General features: G+C 48.2%; 19 protein-coding genes. 8 read left to right on the top strand and 11 right to left on the bottom strand.

Translation table 11 applies throughout. The features are described from left to right. Positions 1–224 precede the first annotated feature (224 nt). Together ACXLDX_RS08960 and ACXLDX_RS08955 are read right to left on the bottom strand one after the other, a co-directional pair. Positions 225–524: a DUF134 domain-containing protein gene (locus tag ACXLDX_RS08960; protein ID WP_457576833.1), complete on the bottom strand. Its 300-nt coding sequence runs from the start codon at positions 522–524 to the stop codon at positions 225–227. 167 nt (positions 525–691) lie between these two features. Then, on the bottom strand, positions 692–1,168 hold the full coding sequence (locus ACXLDX_RS08955; protein ID WP_457576832.1) for a NifB/NifX family molybdenum-iron cluster-binding protein: 477 nt from the start codon (positions 1,166–1,168) through the stop codon (positions 692–694). A 278-nt stretch (positions 1,169–1,446) separates the two neighbouring features. On the opposite strand from ACXLDX_RS08955, the gene ACXLDX_RS08950 reads away from it, so the two are divergent. The 5 genes from ACXLDX_RS08950 (at position 1,447) to ACXLDX_RS08930 (ending at position 9,104) form a co-directional block, all read left to right on the top strand. Then, on the top strand, positions 1,447–2,034 hold the full coding sequence (locus ACXLDX_RS08950) for a DUF4390 domain-containing protein (RefSeq protein WP_457576831.1): 588 nt from the start codon (positions 1,447–1,449) through the stop codon (positions 2,032–2,034). Between the two features lie 288 nt (positions 2,035–2,322). Further along, a complete protein-coding gene (locus tag ACXLDX_RS08945; RefSeq protein WP_457576830.1) occupies positions 2,323–4,599 on the top strand; it encodes a sensor histidine kinase in 2,277 nt (758 codons plus the stop codon). Beyond that, positions 4,596–5,960, top strand: a complete 1,365-nt coding sequence (locus tag ACXLDX_RS08940) for a sigma-54-dependent transcriptional regulator (protein WP_457576829.1) — start codon at positions 4,596–4,598, stop codon at positions 5,958–5,960. The genes ACXLDX_RS08945 and ACXLDX_RS08940 overlap by 4 nt, the downstream gene beginning before the upstream one ends. Before the next feature lie 365 nt (positions 5,961–6,325). Next, positions 6,326–8,407, top strand: a complete 2,082-nt coding sequence (locus ACXLDX_RS08935) for a marine proteobacterial sortase target protein (RefSeq protein WP_457576828.1) — start codon at positions 6,326–6,328, stop codon at positions 8,405–8,407. A 34-nt stretch (positions 8,408–8,441) separates the two neighbouring features. After that, on the top strand, positions 8,442–9,104 hold the full coding sequence (locus ACXLDX_RS08930) for a class GN sortase (RefSeq protein ID WP_457576827.1): 663 nt from the start codon (positions 8,442–8,444) through the stop codon (positions 9,102–9,104). Between the two features lie 4 nt (positions 9,105–9,108). On the opposite strand, the gene ACXLDX_RS08925 is transcribed toward ACXLDX_RS08930, so the two are convergent. Together ACXLDX_RS08925 and ACXLDX_RS08920 are read right to left on the bottom strand one after the other, a co-directional pair. After that, entirely contained in the window at positions 9,109–9,321 is a 213-nt protein-coding gene (locus ACXLDX_RS08925) for a hypothetical protein (protein ID WP_457576826.1), read from the bottom strand. Between the two features lie 45 nt (positions 9,322–9,366). Further along, the gene (locus ACXLDX_RS08920) at positions 9,367–9,768 is read right to left on the bottom strand and encodes a hypothetical protein (protein ID WP_457576825.1); all 402 of its coding nucleotides are present in this window, start codon (positions 9,766–9,768) and stop codon (positions 9,367–9,369) included. Between the two features lie 236 nt (positions 9,769–10,004). On the opposite strand from ACXLDX_RS08920, the gene hpt reads away from it, so the two are divergent. Beyond that, entirely contained in the window at positions 10,005–10,613 is a 609-nt protein-coding gene (gene hpt, locus ACXLDX_RS08915) for a hypoxanthine phosphoribosyltransferase (protein ID WP_457576824.1), read from the top strand. Between the two features lies 1 nt (position 10,614). Beyond that, the gene (gene trxA, locus ACXLDX_RS08910) at positions 10,615–11,046 is read left to right on the top strand and encodes a thioredoxin (RefSeq protein WP_457576823.1); all 432 of its coding nucleotides are present in this window, start codon (positions 10,615–10,617) and stop codon (positions 11,044–11,046) included. A gap of 2 nt (positions 11,047–11,048) precedes the next feature. On the opposite strand, the gene ACXLDX_RS08905 is transcribed toward trxA, so the two are convergent. Then, entirely contained in the window at positions 11,049–11,711 is a 663-nt protein-coding gene (locus ACXLDX_RS08905; protein ID WP_457576822.1) for an NUDIX hydrolase, read from the bottom strand. A 194-nt stretch (positions 11,712–11,905) separates the two neighbouring features. Between ACXLDX_RS08905 and ACXLDX_RS08900 the strand changes: the two genes are divergently transcribed. After that, complete coding sequence (locus ACXLDX_RS08900) at positions 11,906–12,454, top strand: LysE family translocator (protein ID WP_457576821.1); 549 nt, start codon at positions 11,906–11,908, stop codon at positions 12,452–12,454. A 7-nt stretch (positions 12,455–12,461) separates the two neighbouring features. Here ACXLDX_RS08900 and ACXLDX_RS08895 read toward each other — a convergent pair whose 3' ends face one another. From ACXLDX_RS08895 to ACXLDX_RS08870, 6 genes are all read right to left on the bottom strand, one after another. Beyond that, a complete protein-coding gene (locus ACXLDX_RS08895) occupies positions 12,462–13,727 on the bottom strand; it encodes a TRAP transporter large permease (protein ID WP_457576820.1) in 1,266 nt (421 codons plus the stop codon). Continuing rightward, positions 13,724–14,245: a TRAP transporter small permease gene (locus tag ACXLDX_RS08890; RefSeq protein ID WP_457576819.1), complete on the bottom strand. Its 522-nt coding sequence runs from the start codon at positions 14,243–14,245 to the stop codon at positions 13,724–13,726. Before ACXLDX_RS08890 ends, ACXLDX_RS08895 begins: the two co-directional genes overlap by 4 nt. Continuing rightward, positions 14,242–15,270 carry a TRAP transporter substrate-binding protein gene (locus tag ACXLDX_RS08885; RefSeq protein ID WP_457576818.1) on the bottom strand — a complete coding sequence of 343 codons (1,029 nt, stop codon included), beginning with the start codon at positions 15,268–15,270 and terminating at the stop codon, positions 14,242–14,244. The genes ACXLDX_RS08890 and ACXLDX_RS08885 overlap by 4 nt, the downstream gene beginning before the upstream one ends. Positions 15,271–15,303: 33 nt before the next feature. Next, complete coding sequence (locus ACXLDX_RS08880) at positions 15,304–16,158, bottom strand: TRAP transporter TatT component family protein (protein ID WP_457576817.1); 855 nt, start codon at positions 16,156–16,158, stop codon at positions 15,304–15,306. Positions 16,159–16,366: 208 nt separating this feature from the next. Then, the gene (locus ACXLDX_RS08875; RefSeq protein WP_457576816.1) at positions 16,367–17,101 is read right to left on the bottom strand and encodes a hypothetical protein; all 735 of its coding nucleotides are present in this window, start codon (positions 17,099–17,101) and stop codon (positions 16,367–16,369) included. 103 nt (positions 17,102–17,204) lie between these two features. After that, a complete protein-coding gene (locus ACXLDX_RS08870; protein ID WP_457576834.1) occupies positions 17,205–17,366 on the bottom strand; it encodes a WCX domain-containing protein in 162 nt (53 codons plus the stop codon). Positions 17,367–17,381: the final 15 nt, after the last annotated feature.

The raw sequence follows: 17,381 nt of genomic DNA, 5'->3' as shown, positions 1-17,381 counted from the left end.
AGTGCCCGAAAATATTTTTCAGATGGAAATTGATGATTTTACAGGCAGGACTTTCCCAGTAACTGGTCACAGGGGTAGCAATCATATCCAACCTATGCGGACAAAAGAGACCGTGAAAAGCTGGGGTACATGTGAGCAATTACTATTTACATTGAATAATGTCTGTCCACAAACAAGATTCTCGCATGCCGGGAGTCAGCCTCGAAGAGTATCCGTCGCCGGATTCAGGACGACTCTTTTTCCTCTTCGTCCACGAAGACAAGGGCCGCCCCTTCCGTCAGGGCTCTGGCCGTTTTTTTTCTGGCAGCAGTAATTATCCGCTGGACAGTTCCCCGTGAAACGCCCATACTCCTGCCTGTTTCTTCCTGGGTCAACCCCTTGCCGTCGCACAACCGTAACGCCTCAAGTTCGTCCCTGTGGAGCGGTATCTGTTCCAGCTCCGTTAAAGGCGTTCCGGCAGGTTTGAAAGCAAGTCCACAGAACTTTCCCCGGCATCTTCTCAGCTTTTTTGGTCTTGGTGACATAATAATCAGTGGTTGAATTTAAAACGAACCCGAAGGGGATTCGTTACTGTCTGTCCGGAAATGAGATTTTTCGTGACGGCAAAGAACGTGAACGAAAAGACGATTTATGGACATACGTTCGTTACTCTCTGCCTTTTATACAGACTCCAGGCCAAAAATTCAACCACTCAGTGGTGGCAATTGCCCGATCCCGTGCAAACCTGATCGGGGTGCATGACCGGCAGCCTGTTTTCTAAAAACTGAACCAACACGTCTTCCACAGTCACAAACCTGTTTCGATCCGCAAAATAAACATCAATACCGGCCTCAGCAAAACCCTGCATTGGTCTGGCACCCATACCGCCGACCACAATTGCCTCAATGCCCGCATTTTTCAGGATCTGCACCGGGACCATGCATCCACCGGCCTCATGTTTTCCATTTTCAACATTTTCAATGTTGACTGTCTCTCCCGTTTCATCCAGATCAATCACGGTAAATAAATCACAATGACCAAAATGACCGGACCGGGGAGCTTTCAGACCTCCTGGATTCACTGCAGGTATCGCTACACGCATTTTTTTCTCCTCACCTTTTTTCCACCTGACCGCAACGGCTGTACCTGAAAGCGGCCATGGGATATTGACCAATTTCTGATTATCCATGAACTCAGCCTGCCGGTAAATGTGCATTCTTTATCAGACCTGCCGGCAGCACCCTCAACCTCTTACATTGTAGCAGCTACCATTATCACTTAATTTCCACTGTCAAGTAATGGACAACACCAACCATATCAGGTAAATTGAAGTCAATTCACACCTCATGGGTACCCAGTGTCACGTCAACGATGAAATGACGTAATATTGCTCTGTAATTTTTCAAAGGGGCCCCAAGTTCAATATATCTTTATCCGGCCCTTGGGCTGTTTGTTTTATATATAATTATGACTTTGAAACCATTCATTTTTTTGTTCAGCCTTCTCTTTTTTCTGACTTTTTCTTTTCACATTCCCCACCTGATAGCTGAAGACAGTTCAAAACCAGAAGCAACCATAGAAGAACTGACTGTGACAACTTCCGAGACCCATCTCATTCTCTTTGGATCATTGAAAAACAGCTTTAATTCTGAAATGATAGAGGTTTTACACAGTGGCATTCCCCTCCACTTCACCTTCTATATCGAACTGTATAAAACTGCGAAAAACTGGCCCGATGAAATGATTTCCTCCATAACATTGCATCACACCATGGAGTTTGACACTCTCAAGGAATCATACAAGGTAACCGTTGAAGAAGAGAAAAACAAAACCCACACCTTTCGTTCACTCTTTGAAGCGCAGAAGGTCATAAACGAAATAAATGGTGCTAAAGTTGTGGAACTGGGACAGCTCATCCCGGATAATCTTTATAAAATCAGAATCAAAGCCGATCTTTACCGCAAAACACTTCCCTTAAGTTTACACAATATACTGCCGTTCCTGTCATGGTGGGATGTAAAAACAGACTGGCAGACAATTGAGTTCAAATATTAAGGTAGTGTCTGTCCAGAAATGAGGATTTTTGTTCGAGACGCAGGCATATAATTGATATCGGAGTCTACGCTTACCTCCGGGGATAAATTTTTTCGAGCGCCCCAGATATCTGGCAAAAAGACCAACTATGGACAGGTACAAGGTAACTCCTCACGGTATTAATAACCATGTGTTTTAATTACTACTGAACTGTAATTCCTGAATCTGTAAGCGGATGTCCCCGAAGGAGGCATATCCCTATCGAAAAAATATCACGAAACCGTCACGCATTCAGAAGACAACACTGAAATGGTACAGATAATTCCAGAAAAAAAAGGTTCAAGACGACCGTATACGGAGCAGCAGCGGCAGCAGAAACGCAGGCTGATCAGACGTGTTATCCTGTTCTGTATCCTCCTGATCCCTTTTCTCATCTGGATCCAGAGCCTCCTGTTCAAAAAGAACGTGCTTCCTTTCAATAATAACATTCTTATCTTCGCCCTTATCAATGTTAATGTACTCCTTGTTCTTTTTGTCCTTTTCCTGGTATTAAGAAATCTGGCGGAACTGCTCTTTGAAAGAAAGGTCAACCGGCTCGGCAACAAGCTGAAGACAAAACTGATCGCCTCCTTTCTCTCCCTGACCCTGATTCCCACCATCCTCCTCTTTTTTGTTGCGCTTCAGTTTGTTTCAACAAGCATGGATTACTGGTTCAATGCCAGTATCGAGGACTCTCTGACCGAATCCCTCCAGCTTGCCCAGTCCCTGCTGCGGGACAAGGAAGATCAGGTCACTCTGATGAACAAGGGCATCGCGGACCGTCTTAAAAATCTTGATATCTCTTCGTACACCACGGAAACGATCAGCAAAACTCTGGAAAATATACTCGAGTTCAATCCAATCAATGGCCCGGACAGCCTCACCCTCATTACCAACGACAAAAACCTGGAAATCGCGGTACGGGGGCCCCTGCTCCGTAACATGATCCTGCCGGCCATTCCGGCCAGTGTAATTCAGGAAATTCGCGAAAAGAAGGGACAGAAAACATTGATTCAGGAAATGAAAAAGGGAGACCTTGTCCGCTCAATCGCCGAAGTACAGATAGGCAGTAAAAATCTCGGCAAGGGGGTTCTTGTCACCTCCCTTCTGGTGAAAAATGACCAGCTTGCCAGAATGACCACGATTTCCAGAGGGCTTGAAGGGTACAGACAGCTCAAACACTTCAAAGAACCGTTCAAATTCTGGCTGCTGATTATTCTGCTGATTGTCACCCTCCTTATCATTTTCGCGGCCATCTGGTTCGGCCTCTATATATCGAGAGGTATTACCGAACCGATAGAACAACTGGTACTTGCCACCCGACGTGTGGCCGAAGGCGACCTTGAGTTCAAAATGGAACATGAATCAAACGATGAAATGGGGTTGCTCGTTGAATCTTTCAATAAGATGACAATCAACCTCAATTCCAGTAATAAAAGGCTGGCCGAGGCTCACCGGGCACTGCAGAGGAGTTCTCAGGAGAGTGAACAGAGAAGAAGATATACAGAAATTATTCTTCAAAATGTCTCTGCCGGGGTAATTTCACTGGATGAAACCGGTCAGATCATCACTATCAACAGGTTTGCGGAAACCCTCCTTAATATAGACAAAACCCTCTTTATAGGCCTCAATTTCAATGAGGTTCTCCCCCCTTACCAGGCAGCTATTGTCCAGGGATTCATTGATGAACTTAACGATACGGGCAAGATTACTGTGGAGCAGCATATCAGGCTCAACGTGTTAGGCAAGAACTATTCTCTTCTTGTGAATTTCACCCGGCTTGAAGATGAAGAAGGCAATCCCCTCGGTTTTGTTCTGGTCTTTGACAATCTGACCAAGCTTGAAAAAATGCAGCGGGTTGCCGCATGGCGCGAAGTGGCCCGGCGTATTGCCCATGAGATAAAAAATCCTCTCACCCCCATTCAACTCTCAGCCCAGAGACTGCGACGACGCTATCCGGAAATACTGGCGGAACAGAACAGTGTGTTTGATAAATGCACAAACACCATCATCACCCAGGTGGATGAACTGAAACGACTGGTGAGTGAGTTCTCCCAGTTTGCCCGTATGCCCAAGGTGCAGAAATCCCCAAACAATCTGACAAAACTTGTGGAAAACACACTTATCCTCTACAAGGAAGCACACAAGCATATAATCTTCAGCTGCGTTGAAACGGAACCGATACCGGTTTTCAGTTTTGACAGGGAACAGTTGAAACGGTGTCTGATCAATCTCATCGACAACAGTGTTGCAGTTTTAAGCGATGGCGGTACAATCACTATCGAGCTTTCTCCCGATAAAGAGATGGAAAATGTTTTTATCAAAGTAGCAGATAATGGCCCCGGCATCTCCAAGGAGAATAAACTCAAACTTTTCGAACCGTATTTTTCCACCAAGAAAACGGGGACAGGACTCGGTCTTGCCATTGTGTCAACTATCATTTCCGACCATAATGGCTATATCCGGGTCCAGGACAATGAACCGACGGGCTCTGTGTTTATCATAGAGCTCCCCCTTGCCAATCGGGAAAACAGGGATATTTCATGAACAAACGCATCCTGCTCATTGATGACGAGATAAGTATTCAGGAATCACTGTCCGGCATACTTGAAGACGAAGGTTTTTCATCCATCTGCGCCTCCTCCGCCGAAGAAGGTCTGGAGCTGCTTGAAACCAGAAATATTGATCTTGTGCTCCTCGATATCTGGCTGGGAGATAATATGGACGGCATGACGGCCCTGGAAAAAATCAGGGAAAAATTTGACATGCCTGTCATCATGATCTCAGGCCATGGCACAATTGAAACTGCCGTTCAGGCAACCCGCAAGGGAGCCTTTGATTTTATAGAAAAACCGCTTTCCTATGACAAGGTGATTCTTGCCATCAGTAACGGGTTGCGCTTTGCAAAACTTGAACAGGAAAACCTGCTTCTCAAACAGGGCAGTCACAAAAAACCCGTTCTTACCGGCAAATCAGAAGTCATCACCGCCCTCAAAAAACAGATAGAAATGGTTGCTCCCACCGATGCCTGGGTCCTTATCCGTGGAGATCACGGTACCGGTAAGGAGCTGGTCGCCCAGTCCATCCACCACAAGTCACTCTCCCGGGATCTGCCGATGATTGAAGTCAACTGCGCGGCCATCCCGGAAGAACTTATTGAGTCCGAACTCTTTGGCCATGAAAAAGGGTCTTTTACCGGTGCTCATACAAGCAAACGGGGCAAATTCGATCAGGCTGACGGCGGTATCCTCTTCCTGGATGAAATTGGTGATATGAGCCTCAATACCCAGGCAAAGATACTGCGGATCCTCCAGGAACAGAAATTTGAGCGGGTTGGCGGAAACAAAACCATCCAGGTCAACGTCCGGGTTCTTGCGGCAACCAATAAAAATCTGGAGGAGGAAATTGAAGCGGGAAATTTCCGGGCAGACCTGTTCTGGCGCCTGAACGTCGTCCCCATCCATGTCCCCCGGCTCAAGGAGAGACTTGAAGATATTCCCATGCTTGTTGAATCGCTCATGCAAAGCCTGGTGAAAAAAGGTCTTAAACGCAAGGAGTTTACAGACAAGGCTCTCAAAGCACTCATGGACCACAGCTGGCCGGGTAATGTCAGGGAACTGCGTAATTTCATCGAGCGACTGGCAATCATGTGCCCGGAACAGGAAATTACAGACAACCAGGTCCGTCTCTTTCTCAGCACTAACCAGACCGCTCCGGTGAATGGAAACAACAGTGCTTTCGGTAATTATCTCAATATGGATTTCAGAACGGCAAAAAAAATGTTTGAAAAGGAATATCTCCGGTTGAAACTTGACCTCAATGGGCATAATATCACCAAAACCGCAGACCAGGTCGGTCTGGAACGAAGCCACCTGCATAAAAAACTAAAATCTTATGAAATTATCTAGTGTCTGTCCAGAAATGAGGATTTTTGTTCGAGATCAAGGCGCACGGGAAATTTTACCGCAGGCATATAATTGATATTCCGAGGATAAAATTTTTCGGGCAACGCAGATATCGGACAAAAAGACCATTTATGGACAGGCACGAGTTAAGGGTTGTCTCGTTGCAGACGGGATTTTCATCAGTTTTTTGTGACCGAGTCATAGAGTCAGGTCGTGCCGGGCCATGTGAAAAATATGAGAGCCATCACTTTCCATCATCTTTTTTCTGCAACTTGTCATGTTTTCTTCAGTTCATGATCACTCTTCTGCAGTTTATTGAGAAAAAATTTGGAGAATTTAAAGAAGTTATTTTTTTCCTGAGGTGAATTATGAAGAATATACTGTTTCGTTTGCAGCGAAAAACCGTAGCGAATCATTTAAATTATGGCATTGTGATGCAGGTCATCCCTCTGGTTCTTGTGTTGTTGTTTCTTTTTTCTGGAACAACTGATGCCCAGGTTCCGGATTCACGTCAGGGAGAACTGCTCTTTACGGGTGAAAATGGTCGTACTGTTTCAGCTCCTCTTCTTTCTCAGGATGTAGACATAAAAATAAGCGGGGTTACCGCACGGGTTACGGTGATTCAGGAATTTATCAATCTGGAGCCGGTGTGGCTGGATGCCCGGTATCTCTTTCCCCTCCCTGATGCATGCAGTGTTGACCATCTGTTCATGCGTATTGGGGAAAGAGAGATAGAAGGGGTGATTCGGGAAAAGCAGGAGGCCAGGCGACTTCACGAGGCGGCCCGCAGGTCGGGCAGGAAGTCTTCTCTGGTGGAACAGAACAGGCCCAATATTTTCACGACTGATGTTGCCAATATCGCACCCGGAGAAAAAATATCTGTCAGAATAGAGTATCAGCAGGAGGTGGCTCTGGTGGACTCCATTTTTTCGATCCGTTTTCCCATGGTTGTGGCTCCCCGGTATATTCCCGGAAAAGCGGTCCGGTTTTCTGCAACCGGCTGGGCTCCGGATACGGATCAGGTGGCAGACGGTTCAAAAATCTCTCCACCGGTAGATATGGCGAGCCGAATGACAATTCCGGTCAGGTTGAACATTGATCTTGCCTGCGGTTTTTCCTTGCAGAGAATTGAATCCCTCTACCATGGGATCAGGGTGAATGAACTGGAAGAAGGGCATTATTCCATCACGTTGAACGGTGAAGTTAAGGCTGATCGTGATTTTGTTCTCGAATGGGAGGCGGAAAAAAGTAAAGAAACAGCCGGAGCCCTCTTTGCAGAAACCATAGGGAAAAACCAGTATCTGCTTCTCATGCTCATGCCGCCGGCCACTGTACAGAGCGAGTCAGTGGCAAGAGAAGTTGTTTTTATTCTCGATGTTTCCGGATCCATGGCCGGAACTTCAATCGTTCAGGCTAAAAAGGCGTTGGAACTGGCTCTTACCAGGTTGCAGCCCGTGGATCACTTTAATCTTATTGTTTTCAACCAGAAGGCTGGTTCACTTTTTATGGATTCAAAACCTGCTGGAAGAAAAAATATCCAGAAAGCGCTCGGATATATTGGTGGATTACAGGCAGACGGGGGGACAGAGATGAAGGATGCCCTGTTGCTGGCTCTGGATGGCAAACATCATCACAGACGGATTCGCCAGGTGATTTTTATAACCGACGGTGCTGTCGGTAATGAGGACACACTCTTTGGCATTATAGAAAAAAGGCTTGGGGATTCACGCCTGTTTACTGTGGGTATCGGGTCTGCCCCCAACTCTTATTTCATGACCAGGGCGGCACGGGTGGGAAGGGGGACCTTTACTTATATCGGCAGGGTTTCCGAAGTGCAGGAAAAAGTGGGGGCGCTGTTTAATAAACTTGAACATCCGGTCATCTCTGATATTCGCATTGATCTTGGGAGCAATGAGAATGAAATCGAGTATTATCCCAATCCCATTCCCGATCTCTATTATGGTGAACCGCTTGTGGTCACTTTGAAAACCGGCTGGGAAAATGAATCTCTGCATATTACAGGCAGGGAGGCGGGTAACTCATGGGAAATGGTTGTTGATGCCACGAAATTTGGTGTAAGAAAAGGTGTGGGGACACTCTGGGCCAGGCGAAAAATACGTTCTTCCATGGAATCCCTGGTTCTTGGGGCGGATGAACGGAAGGTGAAGAGTGTCGTTTTGAAAACCGCACTGGAACATCACCTGGTGAGCAGGTATACGAGTCTTGTTGCCACCGATACAATGGTCAGCCGGCCAGCCGGAACAGGCAGTGAACAGGCCATGGTGAAGACTCATCCTGTTCATGGTCGGCAGGTGGCTGCTGCCGTGTTCGGTGGAGGGGCACAGACTGCAACCCCCTCGACACTTTTTCTGCTGTTGGGGATTGTTTTCCTTTTCACCGGGCTGTTATTTTGTGTAATTGTCATAAAAAAAGATTCAAAATTTGCCTGAACAGTGGCCAATAACGTGCAACCTGATGGCAGCCTTGATTTCAACAAATTCTGTCGGGATATTGAACTATATTTATAAACCACAGGGTAAAAACAATGAAAAATGTACAGTTACAAAAACAGCGATTTTTTTTATTGTTTCTGTCGGTTGCTGCATTCTTGGTCTAACCCTGCTCTCACTCGGTGGCTGGATCAGGGTCAAGGCGGTTGTCGCCGGTTATCTGTTGAACAGATCCTGGGAAACGAGTCTTGAAAGCGGAAGGCCGGTCAGGCCATGGCCATGGGCGGACAGTTGGCCGGTGGGTCGACTCCGGACCCCCGACGGGAAAATCGATCTGGTGATTCTTGAGGGGGACAGTGGTGAAGTTCTGGCTTTCGGGCCGGGTCATGTTGGTGGTAGTGGCAGGGTTGCCGGTAATGGTCACTGCATTCTGGCGGGGCACCGGGATACCGTTTTTTCTTTTCTTCAGTATCTTAAAAAAAATGATGTTCTTATTCTCCAGGGACTGGATGGTTCCGTAAAACATTATTCTGTGCGGTCCTTTCTTATTAAAAAGGCGAATGAACTTTTTTTTGACGGTGAGGCAGATAACAGGCTGACCCTCATTACCTGTTATCCGTTTTCCGCTGTTTCCCCGGGGGGGGATCTGCGCTACCTTGTTTTTGCAGAAATCATTCCTCCCGGTTCAGTGCTCTGACCAGCTAAAACCTGAAACTGTTTATTATTTCAGTAACCAGGTGAGCCATGCCGCTCAGTTTTTTTGCCCGGTTCTGGATCTGTATTGAGTTTTTCGAAAGGTCGGCAGCGGCTTCATTGACCTTCCCTATGTCTCCTGAAATAGTTCCGGCAACGGTTGAACTGTGGGTAACATGTTCATTGATTTCATGGACTGTTGAGCCGGTTGTCTGCTGCACACCCTCTATATTCGATTTTATTTCCAGGGTGGCACTTGCCGTCTGCTATGCCAGCTCCTTGTTATCCTGCAGTTCACCGAGGTTCCTGCCTTCATTTATCCTGTTGGCCGGATCAATAACATTTGTGGTATTCTGGTAGATAAAGAAAGAACCGGAGCGGTCATCCCCGTAACGAATATTATTCAGCATGGTTCGTATAGTGGCAATATCCTGTCTGCTGTTCTGCTGGTGGTCAAGATACCCGGCAATTGAAGCGGCCATGATATCCGTTGTCACTTTGATCTTGATTTTGTGTGCTTCGATGAGTACTGTTTCTGTCCTTTGAAGGCCTATATCTTTAATTTTGTTGAGATTCATCCAGGCGAACCGGGCGTTGACAATGAACATGAAAAGGGTCATGGCCAGGATCAGATACATCCGGCCTTTGACTGTAAGTTGGCTTAACATGATATACTTCTCCTCGTAAAATTAGATATTGAAAACCGATATCGGGCGTATTGTGCAGAAGTTGCTGCGTGATTAGTTAAAAGTCACGAAACCGCCACGGGTTCAGACGAAAGGTTAGATATCTGAGATTGTCGTTTATTTGTTGTATCACGGGGAAAATAAATTTGTCGAGCAATAATTGATGGTCGATGGGCAGCAGTAGTTAGTTTTTACATGTTGGTCTGGTTGTGCCAAATATGCCAGATGATGAAAGCGTGGAGGCGGTGTTTAAAACAGAAAGAACTAACCGGAGTGAAAAAGTGGAAAACGGCATTGTCAAAGTCCTGGTCACCAGGGAAGAAGTGAAGGAGACGGTCAAGCGGCTGGGATCAGAAATAACCGGATATTACGAAGAGAAAGACGCTGATCTGCTGCTTGTCGGATTGCTGCGGGGGTCGTTTGTTTTTCTTGCTGATCTTGTGAGGGAGATAAAACTGCCCCTTATGGTGGATTTCATGTCGCTTTCCAGTTACGGTGACGGCACGGTCAGCAGTGGGGATGTCAAGGTGGTTATGGATCTTGACACATCCATCGAGGGAAGAGATGTTCTTATTGTGGAGGATATTGTTGATACTGGGAATACTTTCAGTAAAGTTATAAGAATGCTGAAAAACAGAAAACCACGTTCCCTCAGAGTCTGTACCTTTCTCAATAAACCGGAATGCAGGATCGTTGATGTGAAGATAGATTTTTGTGGTGTTGATATCCCCAATGAATTTGCCGTGGGGTATGGGCTGGATTATGCCCAGAAATACAGAAATCTTCCCTATGTGGGGGTTCTTGACCCGAAAATTCTGGAGGAATAATATGAGTGACATTATTAGATGCCCAGGGTGCGGGGCAAAAAACAGGATTGCCGCGGAAAAACAGCATCTTGTTGCAAAATGTGGAAAATGCGGCAGTAAGCTTCCTGTTCCGGGAGGCGTGTTGGAGCTGGATGACGGGAGTTTTCAGCGGGTGGTGATGAATTCTTCACTTCCGGTTCTGGTTGATTTTTATTCGCCCACCTGTGGTCCCTGCCATGCTTTGGCTCCGGTCATTGACCAGCTTGCACGTCAATATGCGGGAAGGGTTCTGATCTGCAAGCTCGATACCAGTCGCCATCAGATGAGTGCGGCAAAATTTCAGATTCGGGGTGTTCCCACTCTGCTTTTTTTCAAAGGAGGAAAACAGGTGGATCAGGTGGTTGGTGCAGTTCCCGCCCAGGAACTGGAGCAGAGGCTTGACAGGTTGTGCTGAAATTATCGCCAGGCAAAATAGGGTTGCTCAAAATGGGCTACCCTTGTCTGTTTCCCAAGAAGTGCCGCTTCACGGAACTGGTAGAGTATTGCGGCAGTAGGGGTGGCGATCCAGGAGTTTCCCACGGGCATGAAGAGGATGGGTTCTTCAGATTCGTGGGAACTGTCAAGGACTGGTGCATCTTTTCGTAGAAGTTCCCGACAGGGAATTCTGTGAATTGACGCCACTTCTTTCGGGTTGGCACGCAGGTGCGGGGTCCTTCCGCCCCAGAGTACAACCGGAGTGATATGAAATCCGGACCTGGTGACAAAATCATCAAGATAACCGAGAACTTGATCCTGTTCCAGCTGCAGGCCAACCTCTTCCACAAGTTCCCTGAGGGCCGTTTCTTCTTCTGACTCACCTTCGTCAATACTGCCGCCGGGCAGTGCCCACTGGCCTGCATGGTTTTTCAGCCTGGCTGATCGGCGGGTCAGGATCAGGGCTGCCCCGTCGTCTGGTTCAGGCAGAAGTCCGGCCATATTTCCGGAGCCACGGTAATCAACAATGGTCACCGCCACGGAGGCCCGTCGCAGTTTCCTGCCGTGGAGAGATTTTCTGGTGAATTTTGTCAGGTTGTTCTCTATCAAATCCCGGAGGCTGTTTGAGCAGGAAAGGTTTTTCATTGGGTAAGAACTGGAAAATCAATATAAAATTCATAAGCAGGGATATTTGCAAAAATCTGTGACACCGGTGAGTCGTCCCGATAAAAGTAACAGAAATCAAAATGTTTTTCAGGAGTCTATGGCCTTATGTTAATGACATTGTTTCTGGAGTAATAACGTGCTGGATAATTTAGTGCCTTTTGTTTGTGATTGCCATGACGGGGACACCGGGTCCGGGAAATCTTACGATGATGGCGATCGGTCAGACAACCGGTTTTTCCAGTGCCATACCGTTTCTGCTGGGTACCGCAGTCGGTTGTTTTCTTCTGGATACCCTGGTTGCCTGTGGCCTGGGCGAACTCCTGCTGGCATCACCCGCGGTGGCCTTAACTCTCAGGATTACAGGGCTTGTCTATATTTTTTACCTTGCGGGAAAGGTTTTATTTCTTCAAATGGAAGGGAAAAAGGTGAAGAAGAAGTTTTCTTTTTTTGAAGGATTTCTGATCCATCCTCTGAGTCCGAAAAGCTGGGCCATGGCGGTAGTAGCCTTCAGCCAGTTTATGAAACCGGAACAGGCACTTCTTCCCCAGATTGTCGTTTTTGTAGCAGTTTTTCTTATGGGTCTCCTTGTTTTTCACAGTTCCTGGTGCGCGGCAGGAGCTTTTATCCCGCGAATGATTCACTCAGGGAGGACTCTTTTTTTTATAAACTGTGTCATGGTTGTTCTGATGGTCGGAGCCACGGTTTGGGCTATGCTGGGATGATACAGGGTCAGCCGGCAAAACGTATCAGGGCAAGGCTGAGCCAGGGGAAATAGGTGATGATAACCAGGGTGACGAGGAGCAGGCCGAGAAAGGGGAGTGTTGATCGGTACAGTTCCGTGATCGGTTTTTCGAAGCGGTAGGAGGCGAGAAAGAGATTCAGACCGACGGGTGGAGTGCAGTAGCCGATCTGCAGATTGGTGAGAAAAATAATGCCGAGATGGATTGGATCTACTCCGTAGCCTGTGGCAATCGGCAGGATCAGCGGGACGATCAGCACCAGGGCCGAAAAAATGTCGAGCATGGCACCGACGATAAGCAGAAAGATGTTTAAAAGCAGGAGGAAGGTGTATCTGGAGTCAATATAGGTCTGGATAAAGGTAAAGAGACGGCCCGGAACCTCCTGGTCGATCAGGTAATTTGTTGAGGCCATGGAGGCCGCTAGAATAACAAGTATACCGCCGAAAAGGATCATGGATTTGCTCATGATGGAGACAATGGCGGAGAATGGGATATCCCTGTGAATAAACAGTTCCACGACAAGGACATAAAGGGCTGTTACTGCCGCGGCCTCTCCGGGAACAAAGATACCGCCGTATATTCCTCCCAGCAGGATGACAGGTAATGGCAGTTCCCAGCCGATTTCACGAAGGGTGGCGATTTTTTCATTCAGAGTAGTTTCGGGGGGGGCAGTCTTTCTTTTTGGACGTTGAATAATACCGTATCCCATCAGGAGAATGAGCATCAGGATGCCTGGCAGGATTCCGGCGAGAAAGAGCTGATCGATTCTGGATTCTGCGATAACTCCGTAGAGGATCAGGGGAAGACTGGGGGGGAAGAGCAGGCCGAGGCTGCCTGATGAGGTGATCAGGCCCATGGAAAAACGCTCGGAGTACCCGTCTTTTAAGAGTGCCGGCAGCAGCAGTCCGCCAAGGGCGAAAATCGTCACTCCGGATGCACCGGTAAAAGCGGTAAAAACGGCACAGACCAGCAGAGTAATAACGGCCAGGCCGCCGGGCAGCCAACCGAGAAAGAGCCGGGAGAATTTGAGCATCCGTTGCGGTGCCCGGCTTTCGGAAAGAAGAATACCGGCAAAAATAAAGAGTGGCAGGGAAACCAGCAGTGGGGTGTCAGCCAGCCTTGACATTTCGATAATTACCACCGAAATATCGATATCGGCAGAGGAAAAGGAAAGCAGGGCCAGGGCGGAGATAATCAAAAAAAGCGGGGTGCGCAGCAGGGCCAGGATCAGAACCAGAATTTTCAGTATATTCACGGTCTGCCTCCCGCTTTTTTTCTGCCGGGGAAGAAGCAGCGGTTTGCCGAAAGAATTGAATGGATCAGGTACCTGATGGTCATCAGGGCAAAGGTAAGAAGAAAGACACTGTTTGGCACCCACGAGGGCAGGCCGAACAGAGCGGCCCCGCCAAATTCCATTTCACTTTGAAGAAAGAGCCAGGAGGCAAAGGCCAGTCCCCCTGCAACTGCTGTACAGAAAAGATCAGAGATGAAAACGATCCATGGCCGTAGAAAGGGGGGAATCAGGAAACCTGTGAAATCCAGAGCAATATGTTTGCCCTCTCCCGTTGCCTTCAGCCCCCCGAGAAGGCCGCACCAGAGAACAAGATGCCGGAGCAGCGGGTCGGCCCAGTTCAGTCCTCCTGATGTCCAGCGCATGACAATCTGCAGACAGGCGAGCAGGAGCATAAGGGAGAGCAGGAGGCAGAGAAGAAAATCCTCTCCTTTACCCGTCAGTCGGGCCAGTTTCTGTAACGGGTGGGCTGGTGTGCTCAATTATCCTTCCCGATTTTCTGTTTTTTCCTGAATTCACTGAGCAGGGCTGTGGCCCTGGCGTAGATTGCAGGAGAAAGGGATTTTTTTACAAGCTGTTGCACGGCTTCGTCCCGTTTTTCACGGAGCCGGTGGATTGTTTCCTGGTCCGCCTTGACAAATGTGACTCCCCGTTTCTTCAGGACCAGCCTGGAATCAAGGTTGCTGGCCCTGGTGTTTTCGAGAAGGGCAGGGAAGTGTTTCGCCGCCGCCCCGTGGATGATTTTTTTATATTTTTCGGGTAGTTTTCCATACGCCCTGCCGTCAAGAAGAAATACACCATAGGCATACCCGTAAGGGACATCCGTAATATATTTGGCCTTGGTGAACCATTGCAGAACGATGGAACCGTACAGGGAATTGTAGACGGTATCCACCAGGCCGGACTGCAGGGAAGAAAGGACATCCGGAATGGAGAGCTGCACGGGACTGATACCCAGTGCGGTCAGAAAACTTTCAGACACGGGGTCGCCGGATGGACTCCAGTTGGAGGAATTCTGCAGGTCGCTGAGGGTTGCCACAGGTTTGGTGGACATGGCGTAGATAAAGCCCACTTCAGTCATGGCTATAAGTTCCAGTCTTTTTGCTTGAAATTTCTTTTTAAAAGTGGGGAGCAGTCCTGCCAGGGTATAGTCAATTTCCTCGTAGGAATTGAAGAGGAAGGGGATAGCCATCACCCTGAAGTCGGGTACGATCCTGGCAATTCCAGTCATGGTGAAGCCGCCGCCGTGGAGCTGTCCAACCCGCATTTTTCTGTACATGGCCTGATCATCTCCCATGACCCCGCCGGGGTAGACTCTGAAACTGACTTCCCCGCCAGTTTTCTTCTTAACCTCCGCACCGAATTTTTCAAACTGCTGAACCCAGACAGATCCGGCAGGGGCAAGGCTGCCGATTTTGAACAGGTATTTTGATCGGGCATCCACCCGGAGTGCGGCCGACAGGAGAATGAGAGTTGCGGAAAAGAGAGTGAAGAGCAGTTGTTTCATAATGTTTCGCGGGGTAGAGGGAGAGGGGACTGATCATTCGGCAAAATAATCTTCTTCCAGGAGTCGTCTGGCTTTTCTCACCGCCAGTACATTACTTAAGGCATATTCCGGCGCACTGTCAATGGGGAAGTCGAGGATCTCCCTGAGCAGGGCATCATACAGCTTCCTGTCTCCGGTCTGCCGGGCCAGGGTGGCGGCATAGGTTGCCTGGACAGGCAGAAATTTTCTTTTGGAGATTTCCAGGGCCCGCTTGAAATGGTACCTGCTCTGTTTTGGTTTTCCTCCAAAAAGAGCAGGCTTGGCAGCATAATATCCGGCAAAAAAGAGGTGGATGGAGCCTGCCTCAAAAGTTTCGTCCAGTTCAAGGAGCCTGGCCATGATTTTTTCTATAATAACAAGGTCTGCCATGGCGGCGGGAGAGCCGTGCTGGGACTGTACCCAGCTTATCCAGCCAAATGTTCCCCAGAATACGGCAGGGACGTCATCCCTGTCAAGTCCGGCAAGAGCTTGGTCAAATTCTGCCCCATCCGGTCGGTCCATGGGCAGAAAATGGTTCAGGAGTTTTATGCCGTATCCATGCGCTTTTTCCGTAATTGTGGCGATACGTTTTTCAGAAGCGCCACATTCCGGGAGGGTGGCAGCGTAGGCGCTATACGACTGGGCGCCTGTCTGCAGAAGATCTTCGCTGTCCGGAGAACCGGCGATCATGCTGTCTACCAACAGCAGGAAGGCAGGGGCGCCTTCACAGACCAGTTCGGGGTCGGTCTGTTTCCTGAGGTTACCGGCGGTCGGTTTTACAAAGGTCGAAGTGATCAGGGAAGAGCATGAGGAAAAGGCTGTAACGAGGAAGAGAAGAACGATTGCTGTCAGGGGAGTACGGATGGGCATGGAAAACCTCCGAAAAAGAGTACGGAAGAATCCCTGTAACTGCTCGCAGGTCAGCTATAGCGAAGGGCCTGCAGAAATCAGTGGCACCTGTGAGCAATTACAGTTCAGAGGTAACAAAGTCATAAAGTTGCCACCCCTGTAAGGAGTTCCGAATCCCCTCTTCGAATCGGACGGGCAGACGATAAGAGGGGATGCTTTTTATAAAAAACTACTGCTTCTGCTGTTGTTGCTGCGGTTTTTCTGTTGTTGTGGAGAGCGCATCCTGAGTGGCCTTGACCACTTTCTTTGTTGCCTCCACCATATTATTCATCGCGTCCTTGACACCTGTCTGGGCTGCTGCGGTCTGCTGGGCTGTCTCGGTCTTGACTATTTCTTTTCCTGTTTCAGCCACTTCAACCGCAACTCCTCCAGTTGCCTTCAACATTTCTTCTGTTGCGGTGACCATTTGCCTGGTCATATAGACCATATTATTGGTGGCAACGACGAGTTTTTGAATAGCCGCGGCTATTTCACGGCCTTTGGCGTCCAGTCGGGGAGCGGGTTGTCGGGCTGGGGACGGATATCTCTTCTGCAGCTCACAGGGCTGGTCAGCAGGTTGTTTTTTCTGCTGCACGGCTTCTTCACCTGTGACATGTTGTTGTTTCTGTTGAATAACGTCGTTTGCTGCTGCCACTTCCTGCTGTTCGGGTTGTTGTTCAATGACAACCTGTTCCTGTACAGAACTGCTGGAAGGTTCAGTTTCAGATGTCTGTTCTGCAACAGCTGTTTTTTCGGGCTGTGCATCATGCTCTTTTGTTGTTGCCATCGCCGGGGCGGCAGTATGCTCCACCGTGGCTTCGATTTCAGTTTTCCTGTGCTCGGCCTGTTCTTCCTTTTTTTTGTCTGGAATACAGCCGGATACAAAGAGATAGCAGAGGACGAGAATAATTAATCCATATTTCATTTTATGCTCCTTTAAATATATAAAGTTCAATCTAGAACACAGTAAGCTGTTTTAAAAGAAAAGCAGGCATAACAGTATCATATATCGAGGGAGTTTTGAACTGTTATTTTGTGAGGCTGCCCTGGGTTCCGGCCACGTAAATTTCTGCCATTCTATTGATTTCGGAAATAATTTTCTCCTGCAGTTCGGGAGGCGAGACGACTTTGGCCAATCTTCCGTATTGCAGAATTTTCATGGTGATTTCCCTGAAATCACTGATCGGCAGCCGAAGCAGTAAGCC

The organism is Desulfomarina sp. (assembly GCF_054039375.1).
This window is presented reverse-complemented; position numbering and strand designations above follow the sequence as displayed.

Excerpts from the sequence above, each read along its gene's own strand:
- ACXLDX_RS08920 (WP_457576825.1), bottom strand. The coding sequence starts at position 9,768 with ATGTTAAGCCAACTTACAGTCAAAGGCCGGATGTATCTGATCCTGGCC.
- hpt (WP_457576824.1), top strand. The coding sequence starts at position 10,005 with ATGCCAGATGATGAAAGCGTGGAGGCGGTGTTTAAAACAGAAAGAACT.
- ACXLDX_RS08935 (WP_457576828.1), top strand. The coding sequence starts at position 6,326 with ATGAAGAATATACTGTTTCGTTTGCAGCGAAAAACCGTAGCGAATCAT.
- ACXLDX_RS08880 (WP_457576817.1), bottom strand. The coding sequence starts at position 16,158 with ATGCCCATCCGTACTCCCCTGACAGCAATCGTTCTTCTCTTCCTCGTT.
- ACXLDX_RS08875 (WP_457576816.1), bottom strand. The coding sequence starts at position 17,101 with ATGAAATATGGATTAATTATTCTCGTCCTCTGCTATCTCTTTGTATCC.
- ACXLDX_RS08885 (WP_457576818.1), bottom strand. The coding sequence starts at position 15,270 with ATGAAACAACTGCTCTTCACTCTCTTTTCCGCAACTCTCATTCTCCTG.
- ACXLDX_RS08960 (WP_457576833.1), bottom strand. The coding sequence starts at position 524 with ATGTCACCAAGACCAAAAAAGCTGAGAAGATGCCGGGGAAAGTTCTGT.
- ACXLDX_RS08945 (WP_457576830.1), top strand. The coding sequence starts at position 2,323 with ATGGTACAGATAATTCCAGAAAAAAAAGGTTCAAGACGACCGTATACG.
- ACXLDX_RS08905 (WP_457576822.1), bottom strand. The coding sequence starts at position 11,711 with ATGAAAAACCTTTCCTGCTCAAACAGCCTCCGGGATTTGATAGAGAAC.
- ACXLDX_RS08900 (WP_457576821.1), top strand. The coding sequence starts at position 11,906 with ATGACGGGGACACCGGGTCCGGGAAATCTTACGATGATGGCGATCGGT.
- ACXLDX_RS08950 (WP_457576831.1), top strand. The coding sequence starts at position 1,447 with ATGACTTTGAAACCATTCATTTTTTTGTTCAGCCTTCTCTTTTTTCTG.
- ACXLDX_RS08940 (WP_457576829.1), top strand. The coding sequence starts at position 4,596 with ATGAACAAACGCATCCTGCTCATTGATGACGAGATAAGTATTCAGGAA.
- ACXLDX_RS08955 (WP_457576832.1), bottom strand. The coding sequence starts at position 1,168 with ATGGATAATCAGAAATTGGTCAATATCCCATGGCCGCTTTCAGGTACA.
- trxA (WP_457576823.1), top strand. The coding sequence starts at position 10,615 with ATGAGTGACATTATTAGATGCCCAGGGTGCGGGGCAAAAAACAGGATT.